The 15,924-nt window shown below is 64.4% G+C and carries 16 protein-coding genes; 7 read left to right on the top strand and 9 right to left on the bottom strand.

Annotated features, from left to right (window positions below; translation table 11 throughout):
- Positions 1-154 precede the first annotated feature (154 nt).
- On the bottom strand, positions 155-283 hold the full coding sequence (locus tag ACMHYJ_RS15860; protein ID WP_414247158.1) for a hypothetical protein: 129 nt from the start codon (positions 281-283) through the stop codon (positions 155-157).
- Here ACMHYJ_RS15860 and parA point away from each other — a divergent pair.
- The 5 genes from parA to ACMHYJ_RS15835 all read left to right on the top strand — a co-directional run bounded on the left by parA (position 282) and on the right by ACMHYJ_RS15835 (position 4,758).
- Positions 282-920: a ParA family partition ATPase gene (parA, locus tag ACMHYJ_RS15855; RefSeq protein ID WP_414247157.1), complete on the top strand. Its 639-nt coding sequence runs from the start codon at positions 282-284 to the stop codon at positions 918-920. The two genes, ACMHYJ_RS15860 and parA, sit on opposite strands and share 2 nt — an antisense overlap.
- Positions 917-1,189: a chromosome partitioning protein ParB gene (locus ACMHYJ_RS15850; RefSeq protein ID WP_414247156.1), complete on the top strand. Its 273-nt coding sequence runs from the start codon at positions 917-919 to the stop codon at positions 1,187-1,189. Before parA ends, ACMHYJ_RS15850 begins: the two co-directional genes overlap by 4 nt.
- A complete protein-coding gene (locus ACMHYJ_RS15845) occupies positions 1,186-1,731 on the top strand; it encodes a DUF2840 domain-containing protein (RefSeq protein WP_414247155.1) in 546 nt (181 codons plus the stop codon). Before ACMHYJ_RS15850 ends, ACMHYJ_RS15845 begins: the two co-directional genes overlap by 4 nt.
- A complete protein-coding gene (locus ACMHYJ_RS15840) occupies positions 1,728-2,327 on the top strand; it encodes a S26 family signal peptidase (RefSeq protein ID WP_414247154.1) in 600 nt (199 codons plus the stop codon). The genes ACMHYJ_RS15845 and ACMHYJ_RS15840 overlap by 4 nt, the downstream gene beginning before the upstream one ends.
- A 448-nt stretch (positions 2,328-2,775) precedes the next feature.
- Positions 2,776-4,758, top strand: a complete 1,983-nt coding sequence (locus ACMHYJ_RS15835; RefSeq protein ID WP_414247153.1) for a DUF3363 domain-containing protein — start codon at positions 2,776-2,778, stop codon at positions 4,756-4,758.
- 42 nt (positions 4,759-4,800) lie between these two features.
- Here ACMHYJ_RS15835 and ACMHYJ_RS15830 read toward each other — a convergent pair whose 3' ends face one another.
- The 8 genes from ACMHYJ_RS15830 to ACMHYJ_RS15795 all read right to left on the bottom strand — a co-directional run bounded on the left by ACMHYJ_RS15830 (position 4,801) and on the right by ACMHYJ_RS15795 (position 13,994).
- Positions 4,801-5,535 carry a response regulator gene (locus tag ACMHYJ_RS15830; RefSeq protein ID WP_414247152.1) on the bottom strand — a complete coding sequence of 245 codons (735 nt, stop codon included), beginning with the start codon at positions 5,533-5,535 and terminating at the stop codon, positions 4,801-4,803.
- The gene (locus tag ACMHYJ_RS15825) at positions 5,519-8,260 is read right to left on the bottom strand and encodes an ATP-binding protein (protein ID WP_414247151.1); all 2,742 of its coding nucleotides are present in this window, start codon (positions 8,258-8,260) and stop codon (positions 5,519-5,521) included. Before ACMHYJ_RS15825 ends, ACMHYJ_RS15830 begins: the two co-directional genes overlap by 17 nt.
- A gap of 92 nt (positions 8,261-8,352) precedes the next feature.
- Positions 8,353-8,808, bottom strand: coding sequence for a PTS sugar transporter subunit IIA (locus tag ACMHYJ_RS15820; RefSeq protein WP_414247150.1), 456 nt, complete (start codon positions 8,806-8,808; stop codon positions 8,353-8,355).
- Positions 8,805-9,464, bottom strand: coding sequence for a potassium-transporting ATPase subunit KdpC (gene kdpC, locus ACMHYJ_RS15815; RefSeq protein WP_414247149.1), 660 nt, complete (start codon positions 9,462-9,464; stop codon positions 8,805-8,807). The genes ACMHYJ_RS15820 and kdpC overlap by 4 nt, the downstream gene beginning before the upstream one ends.
- Positions 9,465-9,474: 10 nt before the next feature.
- On the bottom strand, positions 9,475-11,514 hold the full coding sequence (kdpB, locus tag ACMHYJ_RS15810; RefSeq protein ID WP_414247148.1) for a potassium-transporting ATPase subunit KdpB: 2,040 nt from the start codon (positions 11,512-11,514) through the stop codon (positions 9,475-9,477).
- 10 nt (positions 11,515-11,524) lie between these two features.
- Positions 11,525-13,234: a potassium-transporting ATPase subunit KdpA gene (kdpA, locus tag ACMHYJ_RS15805; RefSeq protein WP_414247147.1), complete on the bottom strand. Its 1,710-nt coding sequence runs from the start codon at positions 13,232-13,234 to the stop codon at positions 11,525-11,527.
- Between the two features lie 53 nt (positions 13,235-13,287).
- Positions 13,288-13,713, bottom strand: coding sequence for a hypothetical protein (locus tag ACMHYJ_RS15800; RefSeq protein ID WP_414247146.1), 426 nt, complete (start codon positions 13,711-13,713; stop codon positions 13,288-13,290).
- Entirely contained in the window at positions 13,632-13,994 is a 363-nt protein-coding gene (locus ACMHYJ_RS15795; protein WP_414247145.1) for a TorF family putative porin, read from the bottom strand. Before ACMHYJ_RS15795 ends, ACMHYJ_RS15800 begins: the two co-directional genes overlap by 82 nt.
- 503 nt (positions 13,995-14,497) lie before the next feature.
- Here ACMHYJ_RS15795 and ACMHYJ_RS15790 point away from each other — a divergent pair.
- Together ACMHYJ_RS15790 and ACMHYJ_RS15785 are read left to right on the top strand one after the other, a co-directional pair.
- A complete protein-coding gene (locus ACMHYJ_RS15790) occupies positions 14,498-15,442 on the top strand; it encodes a LysR family transcriptional regulator (RefSeq protein ID WP_414247144.1) in 945 nt (314 codons plus the stop codon).
- Entirely contained in the window at positions 15,439-15,717 is a 279-nt protein-coding gene (locus tag ACMHYJ_RS15785) for an entry exclusion lipoprotein TrbK (RefSeq protein ID WP_414247143.1), read from the top strand. The genes ACMHYJ_RS15790 and ACMHYJ_RS15785 overlap by 4 nt, the downstream gene beginning before the upstream one ends.
- Positions 15,718-15,924: the final 207 nt, after the last annotated feature.

Genomic DNA, 15,924 nt, shown 5'->3' with positions numbered 1-15,924 from the left:
CAAGCTGTGGATGGGGTCGTGCTATCAGGAGTACGGGGTATCGTGCTATCGGGAGTACGCCTATCGTGCTATCAGGAGTACGGAAACGCCGCAAAGCCGCGCCGTTGCTGGCTTTGCGCGCCCTCTAACTTAACTAACTTAAATACTCTAACTTTTAGAAGAGAAAGCGCATTGCGGTGGACAACTGCCGCAAGTCGAAAAAGCAGTCCGAGAAAACCGCAAAATCAACCCCGTTCGGCAAGGCAAAAACGGCCCGCTCTTCCACGTTGGAGGACTGCGCCATGATCGTTGCCTTGCTCAACCAGAAAGGCGGTGTCGGCAAAACCACGCTCGCCACCCACATCGCCGGAGAGCTGGCGATGCGCGGCCAGCACGTCATCCTGCTGGATGCCGACCCGCAGGGTTCATCGCTGGACTGGACGCAGCGGCGCAGCCAGCAGGGCTTGCCCCGGCTATTCAGCGCGGTGGGTCTGGCACGCGAAACACTGCACCAGGAAGCCCCAGAACTCGCCAGGCGGGCCGATCACGTTGTTATCGACGGGCCGCCCAGGATCGCCGCCTTGGCGCGCTCCGCGTTGCTGGCAGCCGAGCGGGTGCTGATCCCGGTACAACCCAGCCCCTACGACGTGTGGGCCAGTGCCGAGATGGTGGCGCTGATCCGCGAGGCGCAGGTGTTCCGGCCCGCACTGCGCGCGGCCTTCGTCATCAACCGCCGTGTCAGTACCACCGTCATCGGACGTGAAGCGCGGCAGGCATTGGCCGAGCAACCGTTGCCAGCGCTGCACAGCGAGGTGCGCCAGCGCATCGTCTTCGCCGATAGCGTGGCCGCTGGCCGGTTGGCACGCGAGACAGCGCCCGACAGCGCCGCCGCGCGCGAAATCACCGCACTGGTCGATGAACTGCTGCGGTGGCCGACATGACAGCGAAGCCAGCACCACGCACCAAGCGCATCGGCATTGGTGCGCGTCCACCCGCGAATCCGCACGCCGAGGCATGGATTCGCCAGGGCGACGCCGACGCGCTCAACAAGGGCGACCTCTACACCGCCCGCCTGACCCTCGACATCACGCCCGCCATGCGGGCGCGCATCAAGGTGTCGGCCTTCACGCAAGGCGTGACCGTGGCCGACCTGCTGCGCGCACTGCTGGAACGCGAGTTTCCAGAACACCGCAGGGAGAACACACCATGAACGCATCCGCTTCGCCTTCGGCTGGCGCAACCACGGTTGCGCTGTTGCCCACGTCAGCGGTAATTGTCGCGCAGGCCGGCAACGTGCCGCTAACGCGCGTTTCGCTGGCCTACATCGAACCGCAGTTCAAGCTCTACCTGCGCTTCGGCGAACCGGCACGCATGCTGCGGCTCGACCGCTGGCGGCGCTGCGCGGTGTTCCTGCCGAACGCGGTTTTCTGCCGCATCCGCTGGCAGGCCAACGACTACGGCACGATCCGCTGGCAGCTCATGGTGATGCAGGCTGCCACGCCGCTGGACGACGTGCAGCGCATCCCCGGCGTGCGGCCCGGCGCACGCCTGCTGCTGCACGCCGAAGGCGAGGACGCGGTGCGTGCCGTGCTGGAACGCATCGACGGCATCGGCGCGCAGGGCATCGCCGCCATCGACGTATCGCCCGCGTACTGGCGCACGCTGGGCAACCGTCTGGCGGCCCGTCTGCCGCTGCCCGAATACACCGCCGAACGGCACGCCGCTTGGCTGGCCGGGAGGGCGCTGCCATGACGGCCCATTCCACTGTCGCACGCACGCCCGAAGCCGCGCCGCATCCTCGCTCGCGCCTGCGTGCTCGCATCGTACTGGCTGGCCTGTCCGCCTGCGGCCTTGCTGCGCTGGCCTGGGCGACGTTCGTGCAACCGCTGCCGCGCCTGATCTACAACCCGTCCGACAGCGTGCCGGTCGGCTGGTATGGCGTGAAGCCGCTCGACCATCGGCCCGGCTCGCTGCCACGTTCCTTGTCCGTGGGCAGCATCGTCCTGACCCGATTGCCCGCCGACGCTGCCGCGCTCGCTGCGCAGCGCGGCTACCTGCCATCGCACATCCCACTGCTCAAACGTGTGGGCGCAGTCGCGCCGCAACACGTCTGCATCGTCGCCGGTCAGGTACGCATTGACGGCGTGCCGGTGGCCGCCGCGCTGCCTGCCGACCGGCTGGGCCGGCCACTGCCATCCTGGCCGCATTGCCGCCCGCTGGCCGAGGACGAGCTGTTCCTGCTGAGCGTGACCAACCCGGCGTCGTTCGACAGCCGGTATTTCGGGCCGGTCAGCGCATCCGCCCTGATCGGCGTCGCGCATCCGGTATGGCTGGAGCCACGCCCATGATGGCCGCCGATTCGCTGCACGTTGCCGTGCATCTCATCGTGCCATCGGGCATGTCGTTCCGGCTGCTGCTGCGGTGTCGTCGCGCGTGCAGCGCGGGCGCATTCGCGCCGCGCTTCGCGCAACATCCGGCGCAGCCGTCCAACGTGCAGGCGTCTTGCCTCGAACGCGCCCGGCCTGCGGCCATTGGCGCGTTCGCCGGCGGGCTGGCTGCAAGCAGCGCAGCGCCGTCGGGCCGCCGACGCCCGGAGCGACAGCGAAGGGCAAAGGCGGAAGGCAAGACAAAAGGACGCGGCACCGGGCCGCGTCGAAAGCCTGTCTGCACATGGGGGTGGCGCGGCACGGAGCGGCTTCGCCGCCGTGCCGGGTGGGGCGCGAGGCCCGCGCCAATGCAGGCATGTCCGCGTGCTTCGCACGACCAGACACGCCAGAGCTTGCAGGGAGCGCAGCCATGAGCGACCGCCGCGACGACGATTTCCGCATCCGTCCCAGCGCCCCGAAGAGCCGGGGCCAGAGCTTCGTTTCCAAGGTGCTCAAGCAGGCAGGCAAGGCCAGCAGCGGCAAATCCTCGGTGCGCCGTCCTGGGGGAGCTGGCAAGGGCGCTGGAACCGGCCATCGGCCCAGCTCGCGTCTGGGACGCGGCCACACGGCGGCGCGCTTCGCGGGCGCGAAGCTGACGCCCATGTCGCGGCGCGTGACCATCAAGACGCTGCTGGTCAACCAGCACCAGACCAGCCCGCAGTCGCTCGCCAAGCACCTGCGCTACATCGAACGCGACGGCGTGGGCCGCGATGGCGAGCCGGGCCGGGCCTACGGGCCGCAGACCGACGAAGCCGACCTTGATGCCTTCAAGGAGCGGGCCGCCGACGACCGGCACCATTTCCGCTTCATCGTCTCACCGGAGGACGGCGCCGAGCTGGACGACCTGCGCACCTACACCCGGCATCTGGCGAACCGCATGGAAGCCGACCTGGGCACGCGCCTGGATTGGGTGGCGGTCGATCACTGGAATACCGATAACCCGCACACCCACCTGATCGTGCGCGGACGCGACGACACCGGCAAAGACCTCATCATCGCCAGCGACTACATCGCCGATGGCTTCCGCCATCGCGCTGCCGAACTGGCGACGGAATGGCTGGGGCCGCGCACCGAACTGGAGATCCAGCAGACCTTGCAACGGGAAGTGGAGCAGGAGCGGTGGACGAGCCTGGATCGCACGCTGCAACGCGAGGCTGACGACGATGGCCGGGTGCAGCTCGAACGCTTCAACGAACCCCGGCTGCAACGCCAGCGCCTGCTGCTGATCGGTCGCCTGCAACGCTTGCAGCGCCTGGGCCTGGCCGACGAGATGCAGCCCGGCACCTGGGCCATCCATGCCGATGCCGAGAAGACCTTGCGCGCCTTGGGCGAGCGTGGCGACATCATCCGCACGATGCAGCGGGCCATGAGCGGCCAGCCGCGCGAGCTGGCGGTGTTCGAGCCGAGCGAGGATGGCCGCACCATCGTCGGCCGCGTGGCTGCGAAGGGGCTGGCCGACGAGCTGCACGACCACGGCTATCTGGTCATCGACGGGGTGGACGGCAAGGCCCACTACGTCGCGCTGAACACCCGCGACGAGCCGGCGAACTATCCCACCGGCGCGGTGGTGGAGGTGCGCAGTGCCGCCGAAGTTCGCGCCGCCGACAAGAACATCGCCGCGCTGGCGAGCGACGGCCTTTACCGAACCGATCATCACCTGGCGATCGAACAAGGCCGGGCCAAGGCTGGCCGCGACCCACAGGAGGTTGTCGCCGCCCACGTCCGCCGACTGGAAGCCCTACGCCGCGCGGGCATCGTGGAGCGTGTGACCGAGGGACTATGGAAGGTGCCGGACGACCTGACCGAGCGTGGCCGCCAGTACGACGCACAACGGCTGAGCGGTGTGGCGGTGGAGCTGAAATCGCACCTGCCGATCGAGCGGCAGACGCGCGTGATCGGGGCCACCTGGCTCGACCAGCAGTTGATCGGCGGCGGATCGGGGCTGGGCGACCTGGGCTTTGGTGGCGAGGTCAAGGACGCGCTACAGCAGCGCGCCGACTTTCTGGCCGAACAGGGGCTGGCCGAGAAGCGCGGCCAGCGCGTGATCCTCGTCCGCAACCTGCTGGGCACGCTGCGCAATCGGGAACTGGCGCAGGCCACCAAGGACATTGCTGCCGAAACCGGCCTGGAGCATCGACCTATGGCCGACGGGCAGCGGGTGGCCGGCATCTACCGGCGTTCCGTGATGCTCGCCAGCGGTCGCTATGCGATGCTCGATGACGGCATGGGGTTCAGCCTCGTGCCGTGGCGGCCCATCATCGAACAGCAGTTTGGGCAGCAGCTCGCCGCGACGGTGCGCGGCGGCGGAGTGTCTTGGGAGATCGGACGGCAGCGTGGACCGGCCCTGGGGTGAGCCGTACCCGCAACGCCACTTTGGACATCCCCGGCGAACGAGTCAGGCCGGCTGCTGTTCCTTCGAGACAAACCTCAACCCAACCCCAGGTTCAGTGACGATGTAGCGAGGAGCGGAGGCATCGTCCCCCAGCTTGTGGCGCAACTTGCCCACGAGAATGCGCAGGTAGTGGGTATCTTCCTCGTGCGTCGGCCCCCACATCTCCCGCAGTATCTGCGCCTGCGTCACCAGCCGTCCCGGCTGCCGGACCAGCAAGGCCAGCAGAGAGAACTCCTTGCGGCTCAGCGTGACGGCTTCTCCATGAACGGCCACTTCCCGTTGCGCCAGGTCGATTCGGAGAGTCCCGTCGTCGTAGATCGGGCCATCTTCCGTCCCTGTCGCCACCGTGCGCAGGAACGCGCGAATGCGTGCCATCAGTTCCTCGACACCGAACGGTTTGGTCACGTAGTCGTTGGCTCCCGCATCCAGCAAAGCCACCTTTTCCTCCTCGCCGGAGCGTACCGTCAGCACGATGACGGGCACGCGCGACCATTGCCGTAGCTCCTTGAGTACATCCTTCCCGTCGATATCCGGCAACCCCAGATCCAAGACGACAAGATCGGCCCCCTTGCTGGCCAGCAGCGTCAGGCCCTCCCGGCCTGTTCCCGCCAGCAGGGTCGCGTAGCCTTGCGAGCGCAAGCTGATGTCGATGAACTTGCGGATCTGCGGTTCGTCATCGACGACGAGAATCCTGGCGGCCTGCGCGCCCTGATTCGATTCACTAGGACGTCCCATCATGTTCTTTCGCCTCCTGATTCGCGTATCCGCCCCAAGGCAAGGTCAGGCGGATGGTAGTTCCGCGGCCTTCCGGGCCAGGCCGCGCCTCGACACTGCCCATGTGGGCACCTACGATACCTTGGACGATCGTCAATCCTAGGCCGGTTCCCTGCTTGCCTCGGTCGCCAAGTTCGACGCTGTAGAACATATCGAAGATGCGCCGTCGTTCTTCCTCTGGAATGCCCGGTCCTCGATCCGAGATGTCGATCCGCAGTTGATCGTCCTCTGTCCGTCGAATCTGCACCTTGAGAGGCACCCCCGGAGGGGAGAACTTCGCCGCGTTCTCCATGACGTTGAACAAAGCCTGCTCGATGAGCGCGGGGTGGACATGGATCGGAGGCAGGTCCGGTGGAATGTCGTGCTCGATGCGGGCGTCGGGCTCGTACCGTTGTAGGCGCCGGGACGCCGAGCCCACCAGCTCGTCGATGCCGATCCAGTCGCGTGTCAGCGTCAGTCCCTGCTGCCCGAGCCGGGTCATGTCGAGCAGGTTCTGGATGTACCGATCCAGGCGCTCGCCTTCCACATGGATGGTCTCCAGCAGGCTTTGCTGATCCTCCAACCCCATATCCTTGCCGTAGCGAGCTAGGCTGTCCGCCGCGCCAATTATCGAGGACAAAGGCGAACGCAGGTCGTGCGACACCGACGACAGCAGCGCAGACCGCAGGCGCTCCGTCTCTCCAGTGACGCGCGCTTCCTCCAGTTCCGACACTAGCCGTGTGCGCTGGGCGGCCTGACCAATGTCCTCCACCATGCTTTCAGCCAGGCGGCGCTGCTCGAACGAAAGACGCCCCATGCCCGACGGGAACCTCAATCCGGCCACACCCAGCGTGTCTTTGTCCGAGCGCACCGGCAGAAACAACCAGGATGAATTGGTCAGGGTGTCCGTGTAGCGCCCGCTCGCCTGCCCGTGCTGCTGCGTCCAGTCGGCCGCCATCAGGTCCTTCTCGGTCAGATGGTTCACAGCGGTGGCGGGGCCGGCCTCGCCATTGATGCGCATCCACGCCTCGGCGTGCAAGGTCGATTGTAGAACCGATGAACCTGATGCGATGACCTGCCCGAGATCGGCCGCCTTGGCAAGATGGCGCCCCAGGTTCTGCATGGCTGTCGCATGCGTGTTCGCTGCTCGCAACGCCACAACTTGCCTGCGTAGTTGCGAGGCCAAGCGCCCTGCGATCAGGGCCGCCGCCAGGAACAGCAATACGGTAGCCACGCCGCGGTGAGCACTGATAAGGAAGGTGTAACGCGGCTCAATGAAGAAGAAGTTGTATGCCAAGAAGCACAGCGCGGCGGTGATGACGGCCGAAAGCATGCGTGTCCGTGAGGCGACAAGCATGACGGCCACGAGAAAGATCAGAGACAGGTCCTGCAAGCCCAGCGCGCGCTCGGCCAAGGCCGCCGCGCCGACGGCGCCGGCGCTGGCGAGCAGGATCAGCACGATCTCCCGTGCCGTGAGGCGACCGCTCGCGAGACTCTGCAATTCCATTGCCCGCCGGCGGGCCTGCGGCGTGCTGACGATCGTCAGCTCGTAGCGTGCGCCGCGCTGCAACAGCTGCTGCGTCAGCGTGCGATTGAAGATACGGGCGATGGGGCGCTCGCGCGTGCGGCCGATCACGATGGATCTTGCACCGCGCGCCTCCGCGGCATCGAGTAGTGCCTGGGTAACGTCGGTGTTGTGCAGCACTTCCGTCTCGCCGCCCAGGTTGCGCGCCAACGCGAATGCCTTGTCGATCTCAGTCAAGCGTTGCTGCTCCGCACGCGCAACCATATTGAGCGTGGGAGCCGCCCGGTCAAGGTCGTCAGTGTGCAAGGCGGCATCGGCCGAGCGCCCGGTCTCCACTGTGACCACCGACCAGGGAGCGCCTCGGCGCTCGGCGATTCGAGCCCCCGCTCTCACGAGGTATTCCGACTGCCCCCGGCCATCAATGGCGATCAGCACATGGCGCTGGATGGAAATGCCTTCCAGGCCGCGCGCCGCGCGCGTCTCGCGCAGGTCGGCATCGACGTGATCGGCCACGGTCTGCATCGCCAGCTCGCGCAGAGCGGTGAGATTCGACGGCGAGAAGAACGCCTGCAGCGCCTGGGCGGCCTGCTCAGGCAGATACACCTTGCCATCGTTCAGGCGTTCGATCAGTTCGCGCGCAGGCAAATCGACCAGGCGGATGTCACGCAGGCGCTCGAAAACGGCGTCGGGAACAGTCTCGCTCACCCGGATGCCGGTGATCTGGTGCACCACGTCGTTCAGACTTTCCAGATGCTGGATATTGACCGTGGTGTAAACGTCGATACCAGCGTTGAGCAATTCCTCCACATCCTGCCAGCGCCGCTCATGACGGCTTCCGGGAGCGTTGCGATGGGCCAGCTCATCGACCAGCGCGATCGCCGGCTTGCGCGCCAGCAGCCCGTCCAGGTCCATCTCCTCCAGGTGCAGTCCCTGGTATTCGACCTGCTTGCGAGGCAACAGCGGCAGGCCTTCGACCATGGTCTGGGTCTCGCTGCGGCCATGTGTCTCGACAATGCCAATGACGACATCCACCCCCTGGCGGTGAAGTTCGCGTGCGCGCGCCAGCATCGCGTAGGTCTTGCCGACACCGGGGGCGGCGCCCAGGAACACCGTCAGACGTCCTGCGGTCTGGCGCTTGATTTCCCCCAGCAAGGCATCGGCTTGACCCGTATGTTCGGTTCCCATGGCAAGGCCATCCTCAAAGTATTTTCGTTGTCTGCATATCGTCCTCGCCCACCCATGGTTCCCGCCGCGCTATGGACAAGGCGTTGCCTCGTCTAAGAAGCCCAGTCATCAAATAGCGCCCTGATTTCAACCGGGTTATGACGGGCTTGCAAGGCCGCTCGAAATCCACTATCGGAGAACAATGCAGCCGCATGGGCTAAAATCTCAAGATGCGCGCCGGTTGCGGGGCTGGGAACCAATAGCACCACGGCATCGGATACTGGCTCGTGGTCAGGAGCATCGAAGTCCAGCCCCGGCACGAGACGCACGTGCAGAGCGCGAATGCGTTTCAGAATGTTCACCCTGGCGTGGGGAATGGCGACGCCGAGGCCCAATGCAGTCGATCCCGTCAGTTCCCGCCGCATCAGGGCGGAAGCGACAGCATCCGTTGGCAAACCGCCGATGCGCTCGGTGTGCAGGCCGATGGCCTGGAACAACTGTCGCTTGTCCGAAACGTTCAGACCGAGGAGAACGTCCTCGGCCTGAAGGTAGGTGCCCAGTACAGTCATTGCGCAGTCGCTGGCGCCTCCGGGGCCGGCGAAGCGACAGCATCCAGCGCCAGATTCAGCTCAAGCACATTCACCCGAGGTTGGCCCAGCAGGCCGAGTTGCTTGCCCTCCGTATGCCGGGCAACCAAGCCTTCGACTGTTTCGCGAGCTATGCCGCGCGCATGCGCCACGCGATCAATCTGGATGGCAGCGGCTTGCGGACTGATGTGCGGGTCGATGCCGCTGCCGGATTGTGTGACCAGATCGCTCGGAATGGCTGAAGGATCGACACCATGAGTCTTCGCCGCGGCGGTTCGCGTCTCGTCGAGGCGCTGCCGCAGATCGGGGTTGGTACGTGCCTGGTTGCTTCCGGCTACGGCCATCGCATCGTAGTTGGCCGCAGAGGGGCGCGACTGGAAGTAACGTTCATCGGAGAACGGCTGCGCCACCAGCGAGGAGCCGAGGACCTTGCCATCGCGTTCGATCAGGCTGCCATTGGCGGTGTCCTTGAATAAGGCTTGGCCGACCCCGACTCCGGCGAGGGGATAGATTAGACCTAGCCCGAGGAAGGCGATGATCGCCAGTCCGATGGAGCCGCGAAGCAAGCCCTTGTCGGAGATGGCCGAAGACGAATCGCCCGGCGTGCGGATAGCGACGTTTGCATTGTGGGAAGACATGATCGAATCCTCAGAAAGAGAACAAGGCGGAGATCAGGACGTCGATCGCCTTGATAGCAATGAACGGAAGCACGACACCGCCCACGCCATAGATCAGCATGTTGTTGCGCAGCAGTTGCGTCGCGCTCGACGGCTTGAAGCGCACGCCGCGCAGCGCCAACGGGATCAGCAGCGGGATGATGATGGCGTTGAAGACCAGCGCCGACAGCACCGCACTGGTCGGACTCGACAGGTTCATGACGTTCAGCGCCGCCATCTGCGGGATCGTGGCGGCGAACAGCGCCGGCAGGATGGCGAAATACTTGGACACGTCGTTGGCCAGCGAGAAGGTGGTCAGCGCGCCGCGCGTGATGAGCTGTTGCTTGCCGATCTCCACCACCGCGAGCAGCTTGGCCGGGTCGGAGTCGAGATCGACCATGTTCCCGGCTTCCTTGGCCGCCTGCGTCCCCGAGTTCATGGCCAGGCCCACGTCGGCCTGCGCCAGCGCCGGCGCATCGTTGGTGCCATCGCCCACCATCGCCACCAGGCGGCCCCCGCCCTGCTCGGCACGGATGCGCGCGAGCTTGTCTTCCGGGCGCGCCTCGGCGATGTAGTCATCGACACCGGCCTCGGCCGCGATGTTCGCCGCCGTGAGCGGGTTGTCGCCCGTGATCATGACGGTCTTGACGCCCATCGCACGCAGGCGGGCGAAGCGCTCCTTGATGCCGTGCTTGATCACATCGGACAGCTCGATGACGCCCAGCACATGGCGGCCTTCACTCACCACCAGCGGCGTGGCGCCCTTGCGGGCAACGTCCGCGACACGCGCCTCCAGTTCGGCGGGGACGACGCCGCCCATCATTTGCACATGCCGCGCGATCGCGTCCATTGCCCCCTTTCGGATGACGCGCTCGCCGGGCAGATCCACACCGGACATGCGCGACTGTGCGGAGAACGGCACGAAGTGGGCGCCTTCGGGCTCGTCGAGCTTCTCGTTCTTGCCGCGCGCGAGTTTGACGATGGACTTGCCCTCCGGCGTCGGGTCCGCCAGCGAGGCCAGCAGGGCCGCCTGGCGCAGTTGCGCGGCATCGACCGCTGCCAGCGCGTGGAAGGCGGTGGCCTGCCGGTCGCCGTGGGTGATGGTGCCGGTCTTGTCCAGCAGCAGCACATCCACGTCGCCCGCGACCTCCACCGCCTTGCCGGACTTGGCCAGCACATTGGCCTGCAATGCGCGGTTCATGCCGGCAATGCCAATCGCCGGAAGCAGTCCGCCAATGGTGGTCGGGATCAGGCACACCAGCAGGGCGACCAGCAGCACGACGTTGATCTCGACGCCGACGAAGCCACCAATGAAGGGCAGCGTCACGACGACGATCAGGAAGGTCAGCGTCATCACGCCAAGCAGGATGCCCAGGGCAATCTCGTTGGGTGTCTTCTGCCGGTTAGAGCCCTCCACCAGCGCGATCATGCGGTCGAGGAAGCTGTTGCCCGGATCGGCGGTCACGCGCACCACGATGCGGTCGGACAGCACCTTGGTGCCGCCGATCACACCGGAACGGTCGGTGCCGGCCTCGCGCAGCACGGGCGCGGATTCGCCAGTTACGGCGGCTTCGTTGATCGTGGCCAGACCTTCGACGATTTCGCCATCGGCGGGAACCAACTGGCCTTCTTCGACCACGACGAGATCGCCGGGGCGAAGCTCGGCGGCGGGCACCGTCTTCTCTCCGCCCGCTGTGTCGAGCCGCCGAGCCATCAAATCCTTGCGGGCCCGACGCAGAGAAGCCGCCTGTCCGCGTCCACGGGATTCGGCCACGGCTTCGGCGAAATTGCCGAACAGCACGGTAATCAGCAGGATCACGGTCACAGCCCAGCCGAAACCGGGTTGCGCCCAACCCGCGAGGGTGGCGACCGCCGTTACCAGCGTACCGAGCCAGACCACGGCCATCACGGGATTCTTGATGATGTGCTGTGGCGCCAGCTTGATGAAGGAGTTGATCAGCGCAGGCGCGAAGCCGCGCTCATCCAGGCGCGAGCAGCGGCCCGTGTGTTCTTTCGAGGTTGTATGGTTCATGGTGTTTTCCTCAACGCGCGACCAGGCTCAGATGATCGGCCACGGGGCCTAGCACCAGCACGGGCATGAACTGAAGCAGTGTCAGGATGACGATCACCGCGATCAGCGTGAGCGCAAAAATGGGGGTTTCGATGTGCAGGCTTCCCATGCTTTCCGGGGCTTGGCGTTTGCGCGCGAGCATTGCTGCGATCACCAGCGGAATGATGAGGGCCGGATAGCGACCCGCGGCGAGCACGAAGCTGGCGGTGACGTTCCACCAGACGGTGGCATCGCCCAACCCCTCAAAGCCCGAACCGTTGTTGGCGAAGGACGACGTGTATTCGTAGAAGACCTGGCTGATGGCATGGAAGCCGGGGTTCGAGTTCCCCGTCAGGGTCGGCACGGCCAGCGTGATGGCGGTCAGGCCCAGCAGGATCAGTGGTTGCAGCAACACGAGCACTGCGAGCAGGCGGACCTCGGGCGCTTCGATCTTGCGTCCGAAAAGTTCCGGCGTGCGCCCCGTCATCAGTCCAGCCAGGAACACGCCCAACAGGAGATAGGTCAGGAACTGCTGCAAGCCGCTGCCGATGCCGCCCCAGATGGCGTTGATCAGCATGTCGCTGATCGTGACCAGGCCGGTCAGAGGCGCCAGCGAGTCGTGCATGGCGTTGACCGAGCCGTTGGATGTCTGCGTCGTCAATGCGGCCCACAGTGCGGAAGGCTCGGCGCCGAAGCGGACTTCCTTGCCTTCCATCAACGCGATGTCCTGCGAGGTCGAGGAGAATCCTTCCGACCAGATGGCGAATCCCGCCGACACGACGGACATGGTCAACATCGTGCCGAACACCAACCCGGCGAACTTACGTCGTCCGGTCAGTCCACCGATCATGAACACTACCGCGACTGGGACCAGAATAAGTGCCAAGGTTTCAAGCAGATTCGATAGCGGCGTGGGGTTCTCCAGCGGCACCGAGCTGTTGGGGCCGTACCAGCCGCCGCCATTGGTGCCGAGCTGCTTGATGGCGACCATCGGCGATACCGGACCCAGTGGGATCTTCTGCTCCTTCATTTCTACCGTCGTATCCACGGGAGCGACAACGGGGCCGCCCTCCAGCGTGGCCGGCACCCCCTGGCTGGTCAGCAGCACCGACCACAGCAGGCACAGCGGCAGCATGAAGCGCAGCGTGGGGCGGATCACATCGGCCCAGTAGTTGCCGACATCCACCGGGGCCTGCTCCTGCCCATCGGCCTTGCGCTCCTGCGCATTGCGTCCGCCGAAGAACCCGCGCAGCGTCGCTACGACCAGTGCCAATCCCATCATGGGCGTGATGACCTGCAAGGTCACGATGCCCGTCATGTGGGCGAGGTACGAGAGTTGGGCCTGCCCGGAGTAGTGCTGCTGGTTGGTGTTGGTCAGAAAGGACACCATCGTGTGCAGCGCCAGGTCCCAGCTCATGTTGGGCGCGCCGTTGGGGTTGAGCGGTAGCCACGCCTGGGTCATCAGGATCAGCCACACGATGACCGCCAGCACCAGGTTGCTCAACAGGAACGCGCCGGCGTACCCGCGCCAGCTCATGCCGCGCTCGGGATTGGTGCCGATCAGCGCATACAGGGGCCGCTCCAGCCACAGAAACAGCCTGTCGCCGCGCATCGGGACGCCGCGCATCACCGCGGCCAGATAGCGACCGAGTGGCCATCCGAGACCGATCGCCAGGGCAAATACGAGAAGAAACTCAGTCATGATCGGACTCCATCAACGTGTTGCTTGGGGGTTTGTGGCCATCACGCCCCCGGTCAGAAAGAAGCCTGGATGGCGAACTCGGCGCGCGAGCCGGCCATGCCGGGAAACAGTCGCTTGGCCGCCGAATCGGTGCCATGCAGCGTGAGCCGGGCCTCGAACGGCGCCTTGAACGTCCAGACGACGCCGAGCGCGCCGTGCATGTAGCTGTCGGCATAGGCGCTTTCGAGGACGTAGCGGGCCACGCTGCCTTCGACGCGCCACTGGTCGTTGATCGGATAGCGAGCACCCAGAAGCGCATACGTGCCGGTCGTGTCCGTGGCCATCGCGTTGTTCGAGTGCCCCACCGCCAGCCAGTAGTTGTCGCGCCAGGTGATGCTCGCGTTGATCTCGTTCCAGTTCAGGTTGGGCTCGCCGAGGGGTACTGGTAGCGCAGGAGATAGATATCCAGCGCCCAATCCGTGGCGATCTTTCCGCTCCATCCCACGGCAAGGACGAACTCGCTGCGGGCGCCGTTGTCTGGCTTGAACTTGACGTTCGAGCCCCAGACGGAGGCATACAGTCCCGACTCATGAGCGTACTTGACCCCCGCCTGGATCGCGGGGTCTTCGCGAGTTTGAGAAGACCCGCGCCAAACGTAGTCCGACGTTAGCGCGGCACTACCGGAAACCTGCGCGTGAACGCTTGTCGCCGTTCCCAACAACAACCCACTGACGGCAACGGTGACGGCCATTCTGGCCGGTTGAATATTCTTGAGAAGCATGTTTTAACTCCGCAGACGAATAGCGAATTAGGCATACGTTCAAGTATTCAGTGAAGGCCCGTAAATTCTCTATTCCAGAACAATCCCTGCGCATAAATTCTGCGTAAATTTTCAGCAGTATTTGGCTAACACATGCAGAAAAAATAGAGCGATTCGCGACACGCGAGCACGAGGGTCTGGCGCGCTGGCGGTCGCGCCAAGCACTGAATTTACGTCGAATTTACGGCGAAAGTTCCCCGTATGGGATATGGTCTTGAGGTCGTATGTGGGGGGACTTTCAATGCCTCAGATGTTGCACGACATCATTTTCGTTGGTGTTGTCGTGCTCGCCTTCACCGCATTATTTCGAGCATCGGAAAGAATCGTGACATGGATTGAAAGACGACATAGAAAATCATCACCGGACAGTAATCGTCGGCGTGACGGAGACAAAGAATAGTTTTCTGCAGAATGCTGGCAAGTATTGATTTGACTGGTAGCGCAGTGCAATCGAGATCAAGGGAATGGAGTTACGTCATCTTCGATACTTTCTCGCAGTTGCAGAGGAACTTCACTTCGCCCGTGCTGCCGAGCGGCTGCACATAGAGCAATCCCCACTGTCACGGGCCATCAAGGAGTTGGAGGAAGAACTGGGCGTGGTGCTGTTTGCCCGCACCACACGAAGCACGCGGCTCACCCGCACCGGGAGTTTGTTCTTGGAACATGTGCGTCGCGTGTTTGCTGCCTTGGAACAAGCGCGTGACAGCGTAAAAGCAGCGGCTAATGGTTTTCACGGGCAGTTGCGCGTGGCGCTATCGGACGGCATCACACCGTCCCGCTTGCCAAGCTTGTTGGCGTTGTGCCGCCAGGAAGAGCCGGAAGTTGAACTTCGATTCTTCGAGGTGCCGCTTTCACAGCAGATCAAAGGCTTGCATGACGACTTATATGATGTGGGGTTCGCGCAATCCGATGACGTAGGCGATGGCATCATCGCCATACCTGCATGGAGCGATGCGCTGATGGTGGCAGTGCCGGCGCGGCATCCGCTGCTGGCCCACAAGCGCATCCCGCTGGATGAGTTGCTGCGCTACCCGCTGGTTCTGTGCAATCCGAAAGTGTGCGAAGGCCATGCCAAGCATGTCGAACGGGTGCTGCGTCGAGCTGACATGGAGCCACTGGTTGCGGAACGTGTGGCTTCCTGCGATTTGATGATGGCACTGGTTTCGGCAGGCTTCGCGATTGGGCTGACGGGTGAAGCGCACATAGCCGCCAGCCGTGAGCCGGGCGTAGTGGCCCGACCACTGGCGTCGCGCGTACCGCCGCTGACGACCTACGTGCTGCACCTCGACGATGAGCCGTCCGATGTGCTTGCGCGGTTCATTGAGCGCGTACAAGCCATTGAATCGCCGGAGTTCACAAAGCCTGTTCCACGTCGCAGTCCTGACCCCCCGGAAGAATTCACGCCATGAACAAGCCCATCCCTTTCTTGTTAGTGTTCGCCCTGACTAGCTGCGGCCAGTCTGAGACCCCTCAGAAGGCCAAAGGCTCGGATGCAAGTGTCCCGACGGTGGAAGAACTGGCAGCCAACCCCGAACGGCTCAAAGATCTGCGCCAGCAATGCAAGACCGACCGCCTCAAGTTGGGCGACATGCTGTGTAACCGCGTAGCAGAAGCTACGCGCAAGCGGTTCTATGGCGACGGCGAAACGCCCTATACGCCGCCGAAAGAGTCTCCCAAATTTTGATTGTTGGCTATTTTCCGAACCGCCTTCATTCCTCTGCTCGACACGCCGCAATGCGCCCGCGCTTGCGGCGTTTTTCTTTGGCTCGTCGTCGCACTCATTCTGTCTTTTTACTCGACCTTTCTGCTGAAAACGGTCTTTGACCGGCACTGACCCGGCACCGATCCTGACGCTTGCGGCACGTCCTTATGCCGCTTTTTCCATGAGGAA

This window comes from Castellaniella hirudinis (assembly GCF_047468865.1).
Lineage (GTDB): Bacteria > Pseudomonadota > Gammaproteobacteria > Burkholderiales > Burkholderiaceae_B > Castellaniella > Castellaniella hirudinis_A.
Note: the sequence above shows the minus strand (reverse complement) of the source record. Positions and strands in the feature narration are given on the sequence as shown.

Coding starts and splice junctions, on each gene's coding strand:
- parA (WP_414247157.1), top strand. CDS start 282: ATGATCGTTGCCTTGCTCAACCAGAAAGGCGGTGTCGGCAAAACCACG.
- ACMHYJ_RS15860 (WP_414247158.1), bottom strand. CDS start 283: ATGGCGCAGTCCTCCAACGTGGAAGAGCGGGCCGTTTTTGCCTTGCCG.
- ACMHYJ_RS15850 (WP_414247156.1), top strand. CDS start 917: ATGACAGCGAAGCCAGCACCACGCACCAAGCGCATCGGCATTGGTGCG.
- ACMHYJ_RS15845 (WP_414247155.1), top strand. CDS start 1,186: ATGAACGCATCCGCTTCGCCTTCGGCTGGCGCAACCACGGTTGCGCTG.
- ACMHYJ_RS15840 (WP_414247154.1), top strand. CDS start 1,728: ATGACGGCCCATTCCACTGTCGCACGCACGCCCGAAGCCGCGCCGCAT.
- ACMHYJ_RS15835 (WP_414247153.1), top strand. CDS start 2,776: ATGAGCGACCGCCGCGACGACGATTTCCGCATCCGTCCCAGCGCCCCG.
- ACMHYJ_RS15830 (WP_414247152.1), bottom strand. CDS start 5,535: ATGATGGGACGTCCTAGTGAATCGAATCAGGGCGCGCAGGCCGCCAGG.
- ACMHYJ_RS15825 (WP_414247151.1), bottom strand. CDS start 8,260: ATGGGAACCGAACATACGGGTCAAGCCGATGCCTTGCTGGGGGAAATC.
- ACMHYJ_RS15820 (WP_414247150.1), bottom strand. CDS start 8,808: ATGACTGTACTGGGCACCTACCTTCAGGCCGAGGACGTTCTCCTCGGT.
- kdpC (WP_414247149.1), bottom strand. CDS start 9,464: ATGTCTTCCCACAATGCAAACGTCGCTATCCGCACGCCGGGCGATTCG.
- kdpB (WP_414247148.1), bottom strand. CDS start 11,514: ATGAACCATACAACCTCGAAAGAACACACGGGCCGCTGCTCGCGCCTG.
- kdpA (WP_414247147.1), bottom strand. CDS start 13,234: ATGACTGAGTTTCTTCTCGTATTTGCCCTGGCGATCGGTCTCGGATGG.
- ACMHYJ_RS15800 (WP_414247146.1), bottom strand. CDS start 13,713: ATGGAGCGGAAAGATCGCCACGGATTGGGCGCTGGATATCTATCTCCT.
- ACMHYJ_RS15795 (WP_414247145.1), bottom strand. CDS start 13,994: ATGCTTCTCAAGAATATTCAACCGGCCAGAATGGCCGTCACCGTTGCC.
- ACMHYJ_RS15790 (WP_414247144.1), top strand. CDS start 14,498: ATGGAGTTACGTCATCTTCGATACTTTCTCGCAGTTGCAGAGGAACTT.
- ACMHYJ_RS15785 (WP_414247143.1), top strand. CDS start 15,439: ATGAACAAGCCCATCCCTTTCTTGTTAGTGTTCGCCCTGACTAGCTGC.